Source organism: Burkholderia sp. 28_3 (assembly GCF_003253915.1).
Taxonomy (GTDB): Bacteria; Pseudomonadota; Gammaproteobacteria; order Burkholderiales; family Burkholderiaceae; genus Burkholderia; species Burkholderia cenocepacia.
Map to the genome: position 1 here is coordinate 342,522 of NZ_QKZF01000004.1, position 17,580 is coordinate 360,101.

General features: G+C 67.4%; 15 protein-coding genes. 7 read left to right on the forward strand and 8 right to left on the reverse strand.

The genetic code is table 11. The features are described 5' to 3' along the window. From DFS13_RS12295 to DFS13_RS12310, 4 genes are all read right to left on the reverse strand, one after another. Nucleotides 1–495, reverse strand: a complete 495-nt coding sequence (locus DFS13_RS12295; RefSeq protein WP_006484626.1) for a hypothetical protein — start codon at nucleotides 493–495, stop codon at nucleotides 1–3. A 115-nt stretch (nucleotides 496–610) separates the two neighbouring features. Beyond that, entirely contained in the window at nucleotides 611–1,540 is a 930-nt protein-coding gene (locus tag DFS13_RS12300) for a LysR family transcriptional regulator (RefSeq protein WP_006484594.1), read from the reverse strand. A 122-nt stretch (nucleotides 1,541–1,662) separates the two neighbouring features. Continuing rightward, a complete protein-coding gene (locus DFS13_RS12305; RefSeq protein WP_006484557.1) occupies nucleotides 1,663–2,916 on the reverse strand; it encodes an MFS transporter in 1,254 nt (417 codons plus the stop codon). A 362-nt stretch (nucleotides 2,917–3,278) separates the two neighbouring features. Beyond that, nucleotides 3,279–4,232 carry a LysR substrate-binding domain-containing protein gene (locus DFS13_RS12310; protein ID WP_048984247.1) on the reverse strand — a complete coding sequence of 318 codons (954 nt, stop codon included), beginning with the start codon at nucleotides 4,230–4,232 and terminating at the stop codon, nucleotides 3,279–3,281. 108 nt (nucleotides 4,233–4,340) lie between these two features. Between DFS13_RS12310 and metC the strand changes: the two genes are divergently transcribed. From metC to DFS13_RS12345, 6 genes are all read left to right on the forward strand, one after another. After that, the gene (gene metC, locus DFS13_RS12315) at nucleotides 4,341–5,504 is read left to right on the forward strand and encodes a cystathionine beta-lyase (protein ID WP_048984246.1); all 1,164 of its coding nucleotides are present in this window, start codon (nucleotides 4,341–4,343) and stop codon (nucleotides 5,502–5,504) included. Between the two features lie 55 nt (nucleotides 5,505–5,559). Next, nucleotides 5,560–6,399 (forward strand): ABC transporter substrate-binding protein, encoded by an 840-nt coding sequence (locus tag DFS13_RS12320; protein ID WP_006484549.1) that lies wholly within the window; start codon nucleotides 5,560–5,562, stop codon nucleotides 6,397–6,399. A 3-nt stretch (nucleotides 6,400–6,402) separates the two neighbouring features. After that, nucleotides 6,403–7,053 carry an amino acid ABC transporter permease gene (locus tag DFS13_RS12325; RefSeq protein ID WP_034202830.1) on the forward strand — a complete coding sequence of 217 codons (651 nt, stop codon included), beginning with the start codon at nucleotides 6,403–6,405 and terminating at the stop codon, nucleotides 7,051–7,053. 8 nt (nucleotides 7,054–7,061) lie between these two features. Then, the gene (locus DFS13_RS12330) at nucleotides 7,062–7,820 is read left to right on the forward strand and encodes an amino acid ABC transporter ATP-binding protein (RefSeq protein ID WP_006484591.1); all 759 of its coding nucleotides are present in this window, start codon (nucleotides 7,062–7,064) and stop codon (nucleotides 7,818–7,820) included. 300 nt (nucleotides 7,821–8,120) lie between these two features. Continuing rightward, a complete protein-coding gene (locus DFS13_RS12335) occupies nucleotides 8,121–9,599 on the forward strand; it encodes an aminotransferase class V-fold PLP-dependent enzyme (protein ID WP_006484541.1) in 1,479 nt (492 codons plus the stop codon). A 331-nt stretch (nucleotides 9,600–9,930) separates the two neighbouring features. Next, nucleotides 9,931–10,350, forward strand: coding sequence for a hypothetical protein (locus DFS13_RS12345; protein ID WP_006495792.1), 420 nt, complete (start codon nucleotides 9,931–9,933; stop codon nucleotides 10,348–10,350). A gap of 12 nt (nucleotides 10,351–10,362) precedes the next feature. Here the strand turns inward: DFS13_RS12345 and DFS13_RS12350 are convergent, their stop codons facing one another. Then, nucleotides 10,363–11,463: a DJ-1/PfpI family protein gene (locus tag DFS13_RS12350; RefSeq protein ID WP_048984238.1), complete on the reverse strand. Its 1,101-nt coding sequence runs from the start codon at nucleotides 11,461–11,463 to the stop codon at nucleotides 10,363–10,365. Nucleotides 11,464–11,551: 88 nt separating this feature from the next. On the opposite strand from DFS13_RS12350, the gene DFS13_RS12355 reads away from it, so the two are divergent. Then, nucleotides 11,552–12,562, forward strand: a complete 1,011-nt coding sequence (locus tag DFS13_RS12355; RefSeq protein WP_048984237.1) for a GlxA family transcriptional regulator — start codon at nucleotides 11,552–11,554, stop codon at nucleotides 12,560–12,562. Nucleotides 12,563–12,694: 132 nt separating this feature from the next. On the opposite strand, the gene DFS13_RS12360 is transcribed toward DFS13_RS12355, so the two are convergent. The 3 genes from DFS13_RS12360 to DFS13_RS12380 all read right to left on the reverse strand — a co-directional run bounded on the left by DFS13_RS12360 (nucleotide 12,695) and on the right by DFS13_RS12380 (nucleotide 17,535). Further along, the gene (locus DFS13_RS12360) at nucleotides 12,695–13,087 is read right to left on the reverse strand and encodes a hypothetical protein (RefSeq protein ID WP_006484518.1); all 393 of its coding nucleotides are present in this window, start codon (nucleotides 13,085–13,087) and stop codon (nucleotides 12,695–12,697) included. An 82-nt stretch (nucleotides 13,088–13,169) separates the two neighbouring features. Next, complete coding sequence (locus DFS13_RS12365; RefSeq protein WP_006484566.1) at nucleotides 13,170–15,017, reverse strand: peptidase S10; 1,848 nt, start codon at nucleotides 15,015–15,017, stop codon at nucleotides 13,170–13,172. Between the two features lie 703 nt (nucleotides 15,018–15,720). Continuing rightward, nucleotides 15,721–17,535 carry an ExeM/NucH family extracellular endonuclease gene (locus tag DFS13_RS12380; RefSeq protein WP_048984231.1) on the reverse strand — a complete coding sequence of 605 codons (1,815 nt, stop codon included), beginning with the start codon at nucleotides 17,533–17,535 and terminating at the stop codon, nucleotides 15,721–15,723. Between the last annotated feature and the right edge of the window lie 45 nt (nucleotides 17,536–17,580).

Sequence of the window (17,580 nt, forward strand, 5' to 3'; positions counted from 1 at the left end):
TCAGTGCAGGCAGATCTCGGCCCACTTCTCGACGGACAGTTCGCCGAGCACGGTCTGGACGAGCGCGACGCCCGGCCGGCTCGCGGTGAAGCGATACGCACAGCCGGCCGGCAACAGCGCCTGATGCCCGTTGCGCAACACTACGTACCCCATGTTTCGGCCGGCCGGATGCGCGCCTGCGCTCACGGTGCCGCGGCCCGCTTGCGGCGGGTGGTCGAGCTTGATGAAGTCGATCCGGACTTCGCCGTCCATCTGGATCGTGAACTCGTCGTGCGCGCACGCGAACCACGGCGACTGGCCGTCGGTCCGCAGCACTTCGATCACGTATTCGAGGTTCTTGCCGGCGACGACCTTTTCGTAAGGGGCCGACTTCGACGCCACCTCGAAGACGTTCGAGAAGGCGTAGTGCTGCGCGCTGCCGCTGGTGATTTCGATCTCGCCCTTCCGGTAACCGTCGAGCGAACCGAAGACGGTGTGGAATGCCGTGCTGGTCATGTCTGTCTCCTGAGTTGAACCGCTTGTTGGATTCCACTCTAGGGGCAACGCACACCAGCAACAAGGCAACGGATGGCGATTACGGCATTTGCGTTTCGCGAATAATCCGCGCGGGTCAGCGTACCCAGCCGCGCGCCAGCAGCGGCCGGTCCCACGGCGATTCGTCGCCGATGTATTCCGCGAGGAACTCGACCAAGGCCTTCACCTTCAACGCCTGTCGCTGCGTGGCGGGATAGACGGCGGCGAAGCTCAGCGGCGCGAGCTGGTAGTCGGTCAGGATCGGCACCAGGCGGCCCGCGACGAGCGCGTCGCTGGCCACGAGCGTGGGCAGGCAGACGACCCCGCCGCCGGTCAGCGCGTATTCGCGCAACAGATGAACGGAGTTCGAGCGAATCATGCCCGGCAACTCCATCTCGACGACCTCGTCGCCGCGCGTCATCGTCCAGCGGTTGCGCGACGGGTAGCCCGAATACAGCGCCGTCGTGTGTTGCAGCAGATCGCGCGGATGTTGTGGTGCACCATGCGCGTCGACATACGCGGGCGCGGCACAGAAGAGGCGCCGGACCGTGAACAGCCGTCGCTCGATCAGCGACTCGGAAATCGGCGGGAAGATCTGGAACGCGATGTCGAACCCTTCTTCGACGGGGTCGACGACGCGATCGTTGACGATGATGTCGAGCTGGATGCCCGGATAACGCTGGTTGAACGCGGCGAGCGGCTTGCCGAAGTGATCGAGCGCGAAGCCGGGCAGCATCTGGATGCGCAGCCGCCCGGTCGGTGTCGCGCGCAGCTCGCGCATCTGGTCGGTCAGCTCGTTGACGCGGCCCACCACCTCGGCGCACTCGCGGTAAAACGTTTCGCCGACTTCGGACAGCCGCACGTGGCGCGTGCTGCGGTGAAACAACGGCGCGTTGACGAACTTCTCCAGTTGCTGGATGCGGTTCGTCACGACCGAACTCGTCACACCCAGCTGCCGCGCCGCCTCGGCGAAGCTGCTCGCCTCCGCGACCCTCACGAATGCCTCGATGCTCAGAAACCGGTCCATACCGCGCCCTTTTTCGACAGCGAAACCGGCAGTCTACCTGTGCGGATACAAGGCGGTGTCATGCGAAAGGCGTCACTGTGTCGCCAAATCGATGTCAATCGCCCGACCCATCGACACCGGCATTACCGCGCTTGCTCTCCGGCGGCCAGCTCCGGCTGCACGATCGCGCGGCGCTGCAGCACGGCCGGCGCGGTTTCCTTCAGCAGCAGGCTGACCACGATGCCGAGCAGCACCGAGGCCATCGGCAGCCACAGGATGTTCTGGATGCCAAAGTGTGCGGCCACGTAGCCGCCCATCGCCGGCGCGATGCCGCCGCCGAAGATCTCGCCGACGCCGACCACCACGCCGATGGACGTGGACACGAGGCCGACCGGCGCGGCCTCGGTCGCGACCGGGCCGGACAGCAGCGACACCAGCCCGAGCGTGAAGAACGACGCGACGAACAGCACGCCGAACAGCGCGAGCGGCTGCGGGCCGAGGCCGCGGAACACGTAGAGCATCACGGCCGTGCCCGCGAAGCCGACGATGCTGGCGATGCGGCGGCCGACCAGATCGGACAGGCCGGGCAGGCCGAACTGGCCGAGAAAGCCGCCGAAGCCGATCGCGGATACGACGAGGCCCATCTTCTGCGTGCCGAGCGACAGGTAATCGGTCAGGTATAGCGGCAGCAGCGCGCCGAGCACGAAGACGCCGGTCATCGCGCAGCACAGCGCGGCCATCGCCACGAGGATGTTGCGGCGCTTGAGCACGTGGCCGAGCGACGCGGGCGCATGCTCCGACGCGACGTCCTGCGCGACCTTCGGCTCGCGAATCACGAACACCATGATCGCGCCGAGGACCAGGCCGGGCACGGCCACGAGCGCGAAGACCCAGCGCCACGACACGAAACCGAGCAACTGCGTGGCGATGATCGGCGACAGCGCGAGCCCGAACAGCGCGAAGCCGCTTTGCTGCAGGCCGAGGTTCAGGCCGCGCCGCCGCGGATGCGACGCGTCGGCCGTCGCGGCAAAACTCGTCGGACAGAACGAGCCTTCCGCGACGCCCATCAGCCCGCGAATCGCCATCAGGCCGAGCAACCCGCCCGCGAGCCCCGAGAAGCCCGACAGCAGCGAGAACGCGATGATGGCCGGAATCAGCACCTTCCGGCGACCGATCTTGTCCGAGATGCCGCCCATCAGCGCGGCGAAGATGCCCCACGACAGGCCGAGCACGCCGATGCAGTTGCCGACGTCCTGCGCGTTCAGGTTCAGGTCCTTCATGATCGAAGGAAACAGCGGCGCGATGAGCCAGCGGTCGAGGCCGACCAGCCCGAAACCGAGCGCCAGCAGCGTGACCGCCTTCCACTCGTATGAGGTATCCCACTCGTTTGCTTTCATGTCCGTCTCCGTGGACGCCGGTTCGCCCGCGCGCGCCGCAGCGCCTGCGCATGGTTCGTGTCCGATGGTTTTTGTGTGCGACGCGAATCGCGAGGAAGTGCCGGCCGGCGTCCCGATTCGACGCATCGAACGGGCTCGGCCGACGCCACCACGATAGGTGCGCGGACGCCGATCGGGTATGGAACAACCGGCGAACGCGCCATTCGCGAAACGCAAACAATCGGGCGCGGCGGACCGGGAGGCGCTACCGGAACGCGCGGAGCGAACGGATACCGCGTCGAACGGGCGCGTGGCCACGTGTGACGGGGGAATCCCTCATGGACATCGGGATATCGGTGGACAGCCCCCGAGCAGCTGTCGATTCAACCGCCACCGCCCGCCCCCCGCGCACTACCCCGCCCCTTCCTGCCTGACAACGCCGCCAGCGCATGCCGGTCGGCCTCCAGCTGGATCCGCATGTGCTGGAGAAACACGCGCGCGTTCTCCGACATCGGCGTACCCGGACGAAACACCAGCACGCCGGTAAACGCGACATCGACGTCGAACGGCCGGACCACGAGCCCGCGCTGCGCGAAGTCGAGCGCCACCAGCGGATGCGCGAAACCGACGCCCACGCCGGCCAGCGCGAGTTCGCACACGGTATGCGAATAAGGCGTTTCGACCAGCGGCTTCAGCACGACGCCGAGCCCGCGCAACTGCGTTTCGAGCCGCAACCGCGTGCTGTCCTCCGGGTTCAGCGCGATGAACGGCGCCTGCGACAGATCGTCGGCCTTGATCACGCTTTTCGCCGCCAGCGGGTGCGCGGCATGCATCACCGCGACACCGGGCATGCTGACGAACGACGAGTGCTCGAGCCCGGCCATCGACATCTCGTCGGACATCAGCCCGAAATCGACCTGCCCGGCCGACACCGTCTCGTGAACCTCGCGGGAGCTCATCACCTGCAGCGAAATCTGCACGTCGCGCGCCGCCGCGTCGAACGACGCGATCACGCGCGGCAGGAAGCCGGTGCCGAGCGCGGGCAGCGACGCGATCGCGAGGCGCCCCAACCCATACGAACGCAGGCTGCGGATCCGGTGTTCGATCACCTCGAAGCCGAGAAAGTACCGGTCGACGTCGCGCATCAGCGCGACGGCCTCCTGCGTCGGCACGAGCCGGCTGCGCACGCGCTCGAACAGGCGGAACCCGGCCATGCCCTCGAGCCGCCGGATCGACTGGCTCACGGCCGGCTGAGAAATCTCCAGCACGCCGGCCGCCTTGCTGGTACTGCCGGCGTTCATCACCGCCCGGAACACCTCGATATCGCGCACGCTCACCTATAACTCCGGCTTATCAACCTAATTATTTCCGATGTTGCTGCAAACCGGCGCGAAAGTAAAACTGCTCGTCATCCCGTTTCCAGCCATGGAGTCCCGACCCGCATCATGACGACCACCCCGCCGCTCCCTCCGCAACCGTTCCGCAGCCTGTCGCCGGCGGTCATGCGTGCCTCGACCGTCGTATTCGACTCGCTCGACGATTTCGCCCGCCGCAAGGAACGCCAGCCCGACGGCTACAGCTACGGCATCACCGGCACGCCGACCGCGCGCGAACTGGAGCGCCGCATCGCCGTGCTCGAAGGCGGCGCGCACTGCGTGCTGGCGCCGTCCGGGCAGGCCGCGCTGATGACGTCCGTGATGGGCTTCGTGCGCGGCGGCGATCACCTGCTCGTGTCGGCCGCGTGCTACGGCGCGCTGAAGACCTTCGCGCAGAAATGGCTCGCGCTGTTCGACGTGGACGTCGAGCTGTACGAACCGGCGATCGGCGCCGACATCGAGCGGTACGTGAAACCGACTACGCGGATGATCTGCATGGAATCGCCGGGCACGGTGACGATGGAAATGCCGGACGTGCCGGCGATCGTCGACGTCGCGCGCCGCCATCGCATCATGACGATGATGGACAACACGTGGGCCAGCCCGCTCGCGTTTCGACCGCTCGAACATGGCGTGGACCTGAGCGTCGAAGCGGCCACGAAGCTGTTCGGCGGTCACTCCGATCTGCTGCTCGGCGCGATCAGCATGAACGACTTCGGCTACTACGAGACGCTGCGCGAGACGCAGAGCATCCTCGGCCAGCAGGCGAGCCCCGACGACTGTTTCCTCGTGTTGCGCGGCCTCGACACCCTGAAGGTGCGCTTCGATGCGCAAAGCGCGGCGGCGCTGCGCGTCGCGCAGGCGCTCGAATCGCATCCGGCGGTTCGCCAGGTGCTGTTTCCCGCACTGCCGTCCGACGCGGGGCACGCGATCTGGAAGCGCGATTTCTCCGGCAACGGCTGCCTGTTTTCGCTGATGCTCGAACCCGCGCCGGAAGCCGCGTTCACCGCGTTCTTCGATGCGCTGCGCCACTTCGCGATCGGCGCGAGCTGGGGCGGCGTCCACAGCCTCGCCGCGTACTACCCGGCGCCGCTGCAGGCGCAGCGCCGGTTCCCGCTGACCGACCAGCCGATCGTGCGCCTGTCGATCGGACTCGAAGCCCCCGAGCTGCTGATCGACGATCTGTACACGGGGCTCGCCGCGTTCACCGACGTCAGAAACCACGCAGCGTAACGCGGCGCTCGTACACACCCGCCGTGCGGAACAAGCCACCACCCAAGGAGACACCATGAACCCTCAGACCACCCGCGTTCTGGCCAGAGGCCTGGCCACGCTCGGCATCGCGGGCGCGCTCGCGTTGTCGAGCCTCGATGCCGGCGCGGCCGACCTGCTCGCTGCCGCGCGCGGCAGCGGCACGCTGCGCGTCGCGAACACGCAGAGCAGCCCGCCGTGGAGCCTGCTGGACGAGCGCAACCAGCCGGCCGGCTACGACGTCGAAGTCGCGCGCGAAGTCGGCAAGCGCATCGGCGTGAAGCAGGTCGTGTTCGTCGCGGACGCGTACAAGAACTTCGTCGAAGGGCTCAAGGCCGGCAAATACGATCTGGTGATGAACGACCTGACGCCGACGGCCGAGCGCAGCAAGCAGGTCGATTTCGCGAAACCGTACGGCGTCGAGGATTTCCGGATCTTCGTGCGCACCGACAACACCCACATTCACGGGCAGGCCGACCTGAAAGGCAAGCGCGTCGGCGTGACCACGGGCTCGTCGAACGAAACCTGGGCACGCGCGCACCTGAAGGACGCCGACATTCGCGCGTACGACAACGGCGGCCTCGTGTTCAACGATCTCGGCAGCGGCCGCCTCGATGCGGTCATCATTTCCCACTTCGGCGGGATGAAATACGCGAACGTGAATCACCTGCCGGTCAAGGAAGTCGGCGAGCCGCTGATCTATCAGCTGTCCGCGCCGGCGCTCGCGAAGGGACAACCGGCGCTGCTCGCCGCCGTCGACAAGGCGATCGACGACATGGCCGCCGACGGCACGCTCGAACGGCTCGCGAAGCGCTGGGTCGGCCCGACCTACGACATGGTCGGCAACATCGCGCGGGCGAAAGCGCAGAAGGAGTGACGCATGTTCGATCTCTTCGTGCGGTCGCTGCCGCTGCTCGAAAGCGCGGTGACGATGACCGTGTTCCTCGGCCTCGCGTCGTTCGCGCTCGGCTCGGCGCTGGGGCTCGCCGTCGCGCTCGCGCGGGTGTCGTCGATCCGCTTCCTGCGCGGCATCGCGTTCGCGTACGTGTCGATCTTTCGCGGCACGCCGCTGCTGGTGCAGATCCTGCTGATCTACTTCGGGCTGCCGCGCTACGGCATCACGCTCGACCCGGTACCGGCCGCGCTGCTCGCGCTCACGCTGTTCTCCGCGGCGTACCTGAGCGAGAACTTCCGCTCCGGGATCAACGCGGTCGATCGCGGCCAGTGGGAAGCCGCGCATTCGCTCGGCATGAACTACTGGAAGATGATGTGGCGCGTGATCCTGCCGCAGGGGCTGCGCATCGCGATCCCGCCCGTCGGCAGCCGGATGATCGCGCTGATCAAGGATACGTCGCTGGCGTCCACGATCACCGTCGTCGAACTCACCCGCGTGGCCGACCAGGTCGGCGCGTCGACCTTCCGCTACATGGAGATGTTCCTGATGGTCGGCCTGATCTACTGGGTCATCAACCAGATCCTGACGATCGTCCAGACGATCTTCGAAGGCCGCGTGTCGCGGCGCTTTCAATGACTACACCTATGCATACCATCGTCGTTCAGGGGCTGGCCAAGTCCTTCGGGGAAAACGTCGTGCTGCGGCGCGTCGACTTCCGTGTCGCACGCGGCGAAGTGGTCGTGCTGATGGGGCCGTCCGGCTCCGGCAAGACCACGTTGTTGCGCTCGCTGAATTTTCTGGAACTGCCCGATGCGGGCAAGGTATCGGTGTGCGGCATCGAAATCGAACGCGCGGGCGGCACCGCGCTGTCGCGCGACGAGCAGAAACGCATCAAGGCCATCCGCCAGCGTACGGCGATGGTGTTCCAGTCGTTCAACCTGTTTCCGCACCGCACCGCGCTGGAAAACGTCATCGAGGGGCTCGTGAGCGTCAAGGGCGTGCGCAAAAGCGAAGCGCTCGAGCGCGGGCTGCACCTGCTCGACCGCGTGGGCCTCGCGCACAAGGCCGGCGAATACCCGGCGCGACTGTCCGGCGGCCAGAAGCAGCGCGTCGCCATCGCCCGCGGCCTCGCGATGGACCCGGAAGTCATCCTGTTCGACGAGCCGACTTCCGCGCTCGATCCGGCATTGCGGGAAGACGTGCTCGCGGTCATGCGGGAACTCGCGGGCAACGGAATGACGATGCTCGTCGTCACGCACGAAGTGCGCTTCGCGCAGGACGTCGCCGATCGCGTGGTGTTCATGGAGAACGGCGTGGTGGTGCAGGACACGACGCCCGATGCGTTCTTTACCGCGAGCACGCACCCGCGCGTGCGGCAGTTTCTCAATCTCATCGAGACTTGATGCGCGCGTGACCCGACGTGCCGCCGGGCGCCGGCAGGCTCGAACCCGGCGACACGATGGCCAGCTGCCATGCCGGCCCGCGACGCTTCTCCGTGCGACCCGGCCGACCGCGGCAGGCCAACCCGCCGGTCGAGCCGGTGCCCCCGCGCACAATTGGCCCACCGAGAAACAAATTCCCCAAATTCATAAACAGAGAAAATATTATTCCACATCGAGCTGAATCGCCAGCCAACTTTGGATCCTTTTTCCCTTCTGTCCCCCGTATCATTTCCGTCACTACGCAATCAGCAAGAGACGGACATGAGCGAACCCACCCCGCTGCACTACCTCGACTACGCAGCCACCACCCCGGCCGATCCGCGCGTGATCGAAGCGATGACGGCCTGCCTCGGCTTCGACGGCATCTTCGGCAACCCCGCTTCCAGTTCGCACGCCGCCGGCCGGCTCGCGAAAGACAAGGTCGAGCACGCCCGCGCGCAGGTCGCCGCCTTAATCGGCGCGGATGCCGACGAAATCGTCTGGACGTCCGGCGCCACCGAATCGAACAACCTCGCGCTGAAGGGCTATGCGGAAAACGCGACCGGCAAGCGCCACCTGATCACGAGCCGCCTCGAGCACAAGGCCATTCTCGACACGATGGCGAACCTGTCGAAGCACGGCACGCAGGTCACCTTCCTGACGCCCGACGCGCACGGCGAAATCACCGCCGACGCGGTCGCGGCCGCGATCGGCCCCGACACGGGCCTCGTGTCGCTGATGCTCGTGAACAACGAGATCGGCACGCTGACCGACATCGGCGCGATCGCCGGCATCGTGCACGCCGCCGGCGCGCTGCTCCACGTCGACGCCGCGCAGGCGCTCGGCAAGACGCCGATCGACGTGCGCGCGCTCGGCATCGACATGATGTCGATGTCCGCCCACAAGGTGTACGGCCCGAAAGGCATCGGCGCCCTGTTCGTCCGCCGCGAGATCGCCAGCCGGATCGCACCGCAGATTCACGGCGGCGGCCACGAGCGCGGGTTGCGTTCGGGCACGCTCGCGACGCACCAGATCGTCGGCATGGGCGTCGCGTGCGCACTCGCCGCGGAAAAACTCGACGGCGAGACCGCGCGAATCGCGGCGCTCGGCGCACGGCTGACCGGCGCGCTGTTCGCGCTCGGCGACGTCACGCAGAACGCGGCCGCCGCCCGCCGCATCCCGCACACGCTGAGCCTGACGGTGCATGCGCCGGGCTTCTTCCCGTTCATGCTCGGCGATGCGCTCGCCGTGTCGTCGACCTCCGCGTGCAATTCGACCAGCGGCGCGCCGTCCCACGTGCTGACCGCGATCGGCCTCGATGCGGAAACGGCCGGTCGCACCGTGCGCATCAGTTTCGGGCGGTTCACGACGGAGCAGGACGTCGACTTCGCGATCGGCTGTTTCGCGCGAGCGATCGAGCAATGTCGCGCGGCCGCGGCGACCGGCTTCACCGCGTCGCGGCAGATCACGCCGGCCGACCTGAAGGCGATCCGCAATGCCGGCTTCCGTGCGGTGATCTGCAACCGGCCGGATGGCGAAGGCGACGACCAGCCGGCGTTCGAGGAAATCGCCGCGGCCGCGCGCGAACTCGGGATGGACGCGCGCTACCTGCCGGTCGAACGCGATCGCATCGGCGACGCGGAAGTCGACGCGTTCGGCGCACTGGTCGACACGCTGCCCAAGCCGGTGCTCGCGTATTGCCGCAGCGGGAGCCGCTCCGGCATGCTGTGGAACCGGCTGTCTGCACGACGGACAGCCTGAACGTCCCCGACGGCAGCCGTGACGCTGATGACCGGGCGCGTTCGCGGCGGGTCGCTCGACCTCGGGCATTTCGACGTGAGGGGCTTCGCGCTCGACGACGCGAACGGCGCGTTCGCGCATGCGGCAGAACACGGCGGGCCGTTCAGGATGACGGTGATCGCGCGTTGGCGTTCGCGCACGCGGCACGCGAGCCGCCATCACGCCGCGTCGGGGCTGGCGCCGGGTAGCGGTACGTCGAGGCACGGCAGCTTCATGTCGATCTCCTGGCGAACGTCGCGGCGGCCGGCGAAATCCGTCACAATGCCCGCCATGTTCATCCGCTGGACGCCGAATGCCCCGCCCGTCACATGCCCGCGCGCGGCAGCGCGCCGACGCTGACGCACCTTCCGCCCACGGCCCGTGCCACTGGCGGCGCGCCGGCCGCGCCGCCGCGCTGCTGCTGGCCGCGAGCGTCGCCGCATGCGACGCGACGCCGGTGCCGGACCGGCTCTCCGACCTCGACGCGACCTACGCGATGCAGGAGCGGTTCGGCCTCGGCGACGTCATGGTGTTTCTCGGGTCCTGCATCGGCGCGAAAAACCCGACGTACCCCGGACAGGCCGCCTGCACCATGGCCATCCGCTCGAACGGCCACGGATCGGAAACGCAGGCCGATTTCCACTGGAACGGCGAGAAATGGGTGGCCGAGCCCACCGCGTCGCAGGATCTCCTGCCCTATCCCGATCCGCGGCTCGCGGAATGGGTGAAGTAAGCGCGGCGGGCGCTACTCCGGATACTCCAGTTGCAACGCGACCCAACCGGATGTGGCGTCGCCGTAGCGCGCCGCGATATCCGCGAGCACACCGGCAAGCGTCGATTCGCCCCGCCAGCCGGCCGACGTCGTCACGCGCGCGTGCCGGCCATGGGCCGGCTGCGCCAGCAACCGCAGCCCGTACCTCGACTCGACCACGCCCGCATCGGCCGTCGCGACGACGTCACTGCGCCAGGTCCGTGCCCACGCGTCGGCGCTCAACGCGACCGGCAGCTCGTCAAACCCGCTTTCGACCGGAAGATCGAACGTCTCGTGCCGCCAGAACGCGACGCGGTTCATCAATGCGATCGCCACCGCGCGCGCGGTCACCCCGAAGCGGCTGCCGTCGTGCGCATCGCCCCATGTCTGCACGCCGAGGCCGCGCGCCGTGTCGCGCGCGGCGGTCGGCCCGGCCAGCGCGCTCAACAATGCCAGCGAAGCGGGAATCGATGCGGACACGCCGGTCGTCGTCATCACGTTGCCGTCCATCACGTAGCGACGATCGTCGACCCATTTCGTCTCGGTGAAACGGCGACGCAGGCGCTCGCGCGAATACCAGTGCGACGTCGCGGTACGATGCCGCAGCAGGCCGGTGTTCGCGAGCACCTCGGCGCCATCGCAGATCGCCACCATCGTCGCGCCGGCAGCGGCCTGCTTGCGGAGCCAGGCCAGCACGGCCGGCCGGTCCGCGCGATGCATCGCGGGAACGATCACGACATCCGCCCCCGCGGGCACCGTCGCGTCGAACCGGTCGAACGTGGTATCGGCGAGCACGCGCAGAGCGGGCATCAGTTCGACCGCGCCTTCGTCGGCCGACACGGCGACGACATCGACCGCACCGGAGCGCTTCAGAATCGCGTACGGCACGATGAAATCGGTCGTCTCCGTTCCGGCGTTGTCCGCGACGATCGCTACGAGCGGCCGCGGGCGACCCGCCTTCGGCATGCCGATCGTCAGCGTCCGGGCCGCCGCCGGCGGGTCCTCCGCCATCGCCCGCGCCGGCCACCCCCATGCCCACGCACCCAGCAGCCCGCATACGAGCAGCACCGCGCCGCCTGTCTTCCGTTCCCGCATCGCCCACCCGTGTCGATCGATTGCATGTCCGGAAAATTACAAGGATCATGCTCGCGGTCACAAGGACAACTCCACCGCACTTTCCGCCATGCCTCAGTCAACCCGTTCGGCACGCAACGTCGTCGTCGTCGGCTTCGCAGGTGTCCAGTCGCTCGACATCACGGGGCCGATGGAAGTGTTCGCGGTCGCGAACCGTCATCTTCCGGATCACGCCGTTCCGTACCGGCTCACGCTCGCGTCGCAACACGGGGACGATATCGTCACGCACGCGGGCCTGCGGCTCGCCGGCGCGGCCGCCCTCGCGGCACTGCCGGAACGAATCGACACGATCATCGTCGCGGGCGGCGATGAAGCGGCGCTGCGGCACGCCGCGTCGGAAGCCGGCGTGCTGCCGTGGCTCCGCACCCGGATCGCGAGCACGCGGCGCATCGCGAGCATCTGCACCGGCGCGTTCGTGCTCGCCGCCGGCGGCTGGCTGGACGGCAAGCGCGCGACCACGCACTGGAACCAGTGCTCGGCGCTACAGGCGCTCTGTCCCGACGCGCGGATCGAGCCGGACGCGATCTACGTGAGCGATCCGCCGTTCCATACGTCGGCCGGCGTGACGGCCGGTATCGATCTGTGCCTGGCGCTCGTCGAGGCGGACTGCGGTGCGCCGACCGCGCTCGCGATCGCACGCGAACTCGTGCTGTTCATGCATCGTCCCGGCGGACAGGCGCAGTTCAGCGTCGGGCTCGACATCCAGGCCGGGGCGACGCCGCGCATGCGGTCGCTGCTCGCCGACATCGCCGACGATCCGGCCGGCGACCTCGGCGTCGCCGCGCTGGCCGCCCGCATGCACATGAGCGAACGGACGTTCGCGCGCCATTTCGTCAAGGAGACCGGACTATCGCCCGCGCAGTACGTGCTGGCAGCGCGCGTCGAGCGCGCGAAGGCGCTGCTGGAGCGCGCCGACTGGCCGCTCGAACGGATCGCGGAACGCTCGGGATTCGGCAGCGTGGACGCGCTGCAGCGTGCGTTCTCGAAACGCGTCGGCATCTCGCCGCGCGACTATCGCGCGCGCTTCGGACCGCGACGCGACAACCGGCAAACGGAATAAGCCGTCGCCCGCCTCTCCGGCATGCGGGATGAAAACATGCAACGGAAGCCGGGCGACCCCGCCCCCGCGCAGCTGAATAGTCGGCGGCCGGTGCGATCGCCATCGCGCCGGCCGCCGCCCTGCCCGACTACGTCACTCGTCCTGCTGTTCCTGCTGCGCCTGCACCTGCCGCTGCCGGATGAACTGCCGTACATCGCTCATCGTCACGCGGCCGGTGTGCTTCGCGTCGATCTCGTCGAAGTGCTTCGACACGAAGCCGAGCCCGCTGCTCTGCGCCTGCGCCTTCGTCACGGCCGCGCCGTTGCTCAGCACGGTATTGGCGCCGAGCCGCGCATCGACGCGCTGCTGCGCCTGCTGCTGCAACGCCGCGCCGGTCGACGGCAACACCGGCGCCGCGCGCGTGGCCGGAAAGAACGGACCGTCGACACCGCGCCCGCCGTGCGGCAGCTTCACCGGCGCCACCGCCTGCGGCGGCAACGCGTAGGCACTGCTCATCGCGGCACCGAGCACGATCAACGGAGACATACGCCGCATCAATTGGATTAGGGACATGATCGCTCGCATTCAATGGATGAAGAGTGGGTTCCTTTGACAAGGACGCCGTCGCTCAAGGGGCTGCCGCCAGCGTCGTCGCGGCCGTCGCGCCCGGGACGCTGCCGGTCGGGACGCTCGGCGGGTTTTCATCCGGCCACGGCGGCGGCAGCGTGTGCAGCGTCAGCGCCGTCGGAATCCGCGCGCCCTTGTAGAACGTCTGCAGGTCCCGCTTCATCAGCGGACGGGCGACGTCGTCCAGGTAAGTCATGTGGCCGCCCTGGAAGAAGTTCACCTGCAGTTTCGGATTCAGGCCCTTCACCGTCTGCAGCCGCGCGAGTTGCTTCTCGGTGTTGAAGAACGGCGTCGCGAGATCGTGGTAGCCGTTCTCCGCGAGCACGCGAAGCTTCGGGTTGAGCTGCAGCGCGCCGAGCAGATCGGGGATCGTGTCCGGCATCGGCTGGCCGTCGTGCGAGAAGTCCCAGACGCCGATGATGTTGTCGTTCAGCGGCAGGTACGTCGCGTTCGGGGCCGTATAGCCGAGGTAGTCCGGCATCTGCGTCGCGAGCGCGTTCGTGAACGGCTGCGAGATCAGGATGTCGGACGGATCGCCGTCGGTCTGCAGCCGCGGGTCCGAGTTCGGCAACGACACGCGCCCGTCGTAGCGGCCGATCGTCGTGCCGGGCAGCAGGCTCGTGCCGAACGGATTCGCGTTGAAGTAGCCGCGCAGCGCCTGCTGCGTGAGGCTCGACGGGATCGACCACAGCCTGAGCGTCGCATCGCTCGGGAACACCGGCGTGCCGAGCGCATCCGGAATGCCGAGCTGGCTCAACACCCACGATTGCGAGTACTTCTGCAGCTGGCTGTAGATCAGCGTCGTGAACAGTTCCGTCTGGAATGCGTACAGATCCTGGTTCACCGGCGCCGGCGACACCTGGTTGAAGTACGCGGCGACCGCCGCGTAGCCGGGCAGGTAGCCGGCCACCGTATCGGTATCGAGCAGCAGCCCTTCGGTCGACTGCGTGATCGCCACCGCTTCCACCGCATCCGCGAAGTAGTTCAGGATCGACGACTGCAACACGATGCCCGTCAGGTGCACGCCGGCCGATTCGAGTGCGAGCGCCAGCATGTCGGTCCGCGGCGTGCCGTACGATTCGCCGTACAGGTAGATCGGCGACGTGCCGCGACTGTTGACGTTCAGGTAGCGCTGGATGAAGTCGCGCATGATGTTCACGTCCACGTCGGAGCCCCAGTACTTCTGGTTGGTGTTCGGCAACACGGCTTCCGACAGCCCGGTGCCGGGCGGGTCGATGAACACGAGGTCGGTGGTGTCGATCAGGCTCTCCGCATTGTCGACGAGCGGGTAGTTCGGCCAGTTGTTGCCGAACAGCGGATCGGGCGTGGCCACGCGGGTCGGCGCGAACGAGCCGAGCCGCAGCCAGATCGACGACGAGCCGGGCCCGCCGTTGTAGACGAACGTGACCGGGCGCGGCTTGCCGTTCGTGCTGGGCGCGGTGTACGCGACATACGACATCGACGCTTCCGCATTGCCGTTCGCGTCCTGCGCGGTCAGGTGGCCGGTGGTCGTCGTGTAGTTGATCGTCTTGCCGCCGCCGGTCCACTGGTAATGCATGACGGCCGCCTTCTCGGACACCTGCGACGGCGCGAGGCCGTCGGTCGCGTTCATCGAGTACGCGACCGGGTCGACGTACGGCTGGTTGGCCGCCGGCGCCTGGGTGCCGGCCGCCTGCGCGCTCGCCTGCTGGCTCGCCGTGGCCTGCGCGAGACTCGACGCGCCGACCGACGACGAATCGTCGCCGCCGCACGCCGCGAGCGCCAGCGTCATGGCCGACAATGCACCGAGCCCGGCCAGCCGACCGCGACGAACACGGCGGCTGCCGGTACTGCTCCTGTCTGGTTTCATCTCTTTCCTTTGGCTTCGGATACCGCGTCACAAAGGCCGCCAACGCCTGCGACACGCGCAGGCCGACCCGCCACTCGCGTTGCACGGTCGGCAGTCGGCGGTTGGGGATTGGACTTCTCAGAGACTGAACTTGATACAGACACAGCAAACTGCTGGCGAGAATGGTGCTCGGACGCGCCCCCTGCAGTTTGGCCAACTTTTATATGACTAAATTTACGACACCACAAAAATAGGCGGTGCTGCGCCGCGTTGTCAAAGATCATTCGGATATTAAAAATCCCGCAATGATGCAAAGGGCGGACAGTGTCTGGAATCTGAAAGAAAGCGGGATTATTCGGGCAGCGTGTGCTTCATCGGTAATGCCGAACCGAATATTTTGCTTTTCCAGCATAACGCGGAAGCCTATCCCGTCTTGGACAAGCGCATTCAAAGCCTTCAAATCGACAGGATCATTCTTTCATTTTTATTATCACCTATCGATTAATGCAATGCCGCGGCGTGCGCCGCGCGTCATTCGATGATTCGATTCGCTTCAATCACGCTTCAATCGCAGCATCGCCGTGCGCTGCGTCATCCATAAAATACCGATTCGATTAATTCTTCACGGCATTATTTACCCGGCATTCAAACGGTGTTCCCGGACAAGCGACGACGTACGGTATTGCCTGCCGCACGTCGCCCGTCGTCGAGACTCGAACCGCGATTACTTCCCGCCGCCCGGCAGCGCGATATCGATCAGCACCGGATCGTGATCCGACGAACGATATGCATCGGCCGCGTAGAACGTCTTCTGCTGCTCCGCCGACTTGTACGCGAGCGTGTACTGCAGCGCGAGCGGCTCGTCCGCGTTGATGTGCCATTCGTGCACGGCCTTCACGTGCGATGCGAGCGGCAGCGTCGCCAGCGCGTGGTCGAGATAGCCGGCTTCGCCGTTGTACACGTAGCTGTACGCGTTCGCGCCGATCCAGCGCGCGACGAGGTTGCGGTAGCCGCGCGATTCGAGCGCGCGGATCGGGTCTTCGTACGTGTAGCTGTTGAAATCGCCGATCAGCAGCACGCCCTGGCTCTTGACGCCCGTCGGGTTGCCGGCCAGCCAGTCGGCCACCTTCGCCGCCGCGCGCGTGCGCGTCGGGTTCCAGCAGCCCTGGCCATCGCCCTGGTCGAGATCGTCGTTCGCCGCATCCGGGCAGTTCTTCGACTTCAGGTGATTCACGGCCACCGTCAGCGCCTGCTTGTTGCCGTTGATCAGCCGGAACGACTGCGCGAGCGGCTGACGGTTCTTGTCGTCGATCGCGAGCGTCGCCGCGCGGCCGACCGGTTCGACCTTGCGGCTGTCGTAGATCAGCGCGACCGCGATCGCGTCGCCGCCCAGCCGCGACGTGCCGGGATCGACCACGCGCCAGTGGTTGCCGAGCTTCGCCGCGAGCTGGCGCACCGCGCTCAGTTCGCCGTAGCCGTTGTTCTGGATTTCCATCAGGCCGATCACGTCGGCGTCGATCGCCTTCAGCGCGCTGACGATCTTCGCTTCCTGACGCTGGAATTCCTGGAAGGTCTTCGCGCCGCGGTTGTTCGGATCGTCGAAGCCGCCGCCGAGACCGTTGCCGTTGAAATAGTTCAGCACGTTGAACGACGCGACGCGCAGGTTCGATTTCGGATCGCGCGCCGGTGCTTGGGTGCGCGGGTTCGAACGCGCGTCGAACGCCGGCGCGGCCGCGCCGGGCAGCGGCTGCACGCGCCAGGCGCCGTAACGCACTTCGAGCACGCCTTCGACGTCGCGCACCGTGTAGCCCGCGCGCAGCGTGTTCGCGGCCGACAGGCCCGGCGCCGGATACGGCACGGTTGCCGGGTTCTGCTTGTTCGAGCCGTCGTCGAGGATCAGGCGGTTGCGCGCGTTCGCGTCGATCTGCGTCTGCGCCTGCGCGGGCGGCACGACGCTCGTCGGCGTACGCAAGCGGCCGTTGCTGAGCATCACGCTGCCGTAGCGGCCGAGTTCGTAGTTGTCGGTGACGGTCAGCGTCTGCGGCAGGCGCACGAGCATCCCTTCGTATGCGGCGAACGCGCTCGGGCTGTCGACCGGCAGCGTGAGCGTCGCGGGCGTGACCGTCTGGCCGTTCGCGCACACCGCGATCGCGCCCGACAGCGTGAGCTGCGTCTGCCCGTATTTCTCCTCGACCTTGCCCGTCACGTGCACGAGATCGCCGGCCTTCGCGCGCGCTTTCGGCGCATAGACGAACAGCCCTTCGGACACGCCCGGCTGGTTGCGGCGCTGCGCGTCGGCCTGCTGGACGAAGAAGCCGCCGAAGCCGTCCGTGCCGCCGAAATCGGCGGTGACGACCGCTTCGATCGATGCGTTCTGACCGGCGAGCGGCGACGGCGCGCCTGCCCCCTGGATATCGGCGATCGGCGTCGTGCTGCCGCCGCAATTCGGGCTGACGGGTGCGGCGGTGGCGGCGCACACCGGCGCGGCGAGCGTCGGGAGCAGCAATAGCGGGGCAAACAGGCGGATTGTCGAGCGCATGGCGGGAATCCCGGTTGTGAGGGTGGCGAAAGCTTAGCGGCGCTC

Coding starts and splice junctions, on each gene's coding strand:
- DFS13_RS12295 (WP_006484626.1), bottom strand. CDS start 495: ATGACCAGCACGGCATTCCACACCGTCTTCGGTTCGCTCGACGGTTAC.
- DFS13_RS12300 (WP_006484594.1), bottom strand. CDS start 1,540: ATGGACCGGTTTCTGAGCATCGAGGCATTCGTGAGGGTCGCGGAGGCG.
- DFS13_RS12305 (WP_006484557.1), bottom strand. CDS start 2,916: ATGAAAGCAAACGAGTGGGATACCTCATACGAGTGGAAGGCGGTCACG.
- metC (WP_048984246.1), top strand. CDS start 4,341: ATGACGACCACCCCGCCGCTCCCTCCGCAACCGTTCCGCAGCCTGTCG.
- DFS13_RS12320 (WP_006484549.1), top strand. CDS start 5,560: ATGAACCCTCAGACCACCCGCGTTCTGGCCAGAGGCCTGGCCACGCTC.
- DFS13_RS12325 (WP_034202830.1), top strand. CDS start 6,403: ATGTTCGATCTCTTCGTGCGGTCGCTGCCGCTGCTCGAAAGCGCGGTG.
- DFS13_RS12330 (WP_006484591.1), top strand. CDS start 7,062: ATGCATACCATCGTCGTTCAGGGGCTGGCCAAGTCCTTCGGGGAAAAC.
- DFS13_RS12335 (WP_006484541.1), top strand. CDS start 8,121: ATGAGCGAACCCACCCCGCTGCACTACCTCGACTACGCAGCCACCACC.
- DFS13_RS12345 (WP_006495792.1), top strand. CDS start 9,931: ATGCCCCGCCCGTCACATGCCCGCGCGCGGCAGCGCGCCGACGCTGAC.
- DFS13_RS12350 (WP_048984238.1), bottom strand. CDS start 11,463: ATGCGGGAACGGAAGACAGGCGGCGCGGTGCTGCTCGTATGCGGGCTG.
- DFS13_RS12355 (WP_048984237.1), top strand. CDS start 11,552: ATGCCTCAGTCAACCCGTTCGGCACGCAACGTCGTCGTCGTCGGCTTC.
- DFS13_RS12360 (WP_006484518.1), bottom strand. CDS start 13,087: ATGTCTCCGTTGATCGTGCTCGGTGCCGCGATGAGCAGTGCCTACGCG.
- DFS13_RS12365 (WP_006484566.1), bottom strand. CDS start 15,017: ATGAAACCAGACAGGAGCAGTACCGGCAGCCGCCGTGTTCGTCGCGGT.
- DFS13_RS12380 (WP_048984231.1), bottom strand. CDS start 17,535: ATGCGCTCGACAATCCGCCTGTTTGCCCCGCTATTGCTGCTCCCGACG.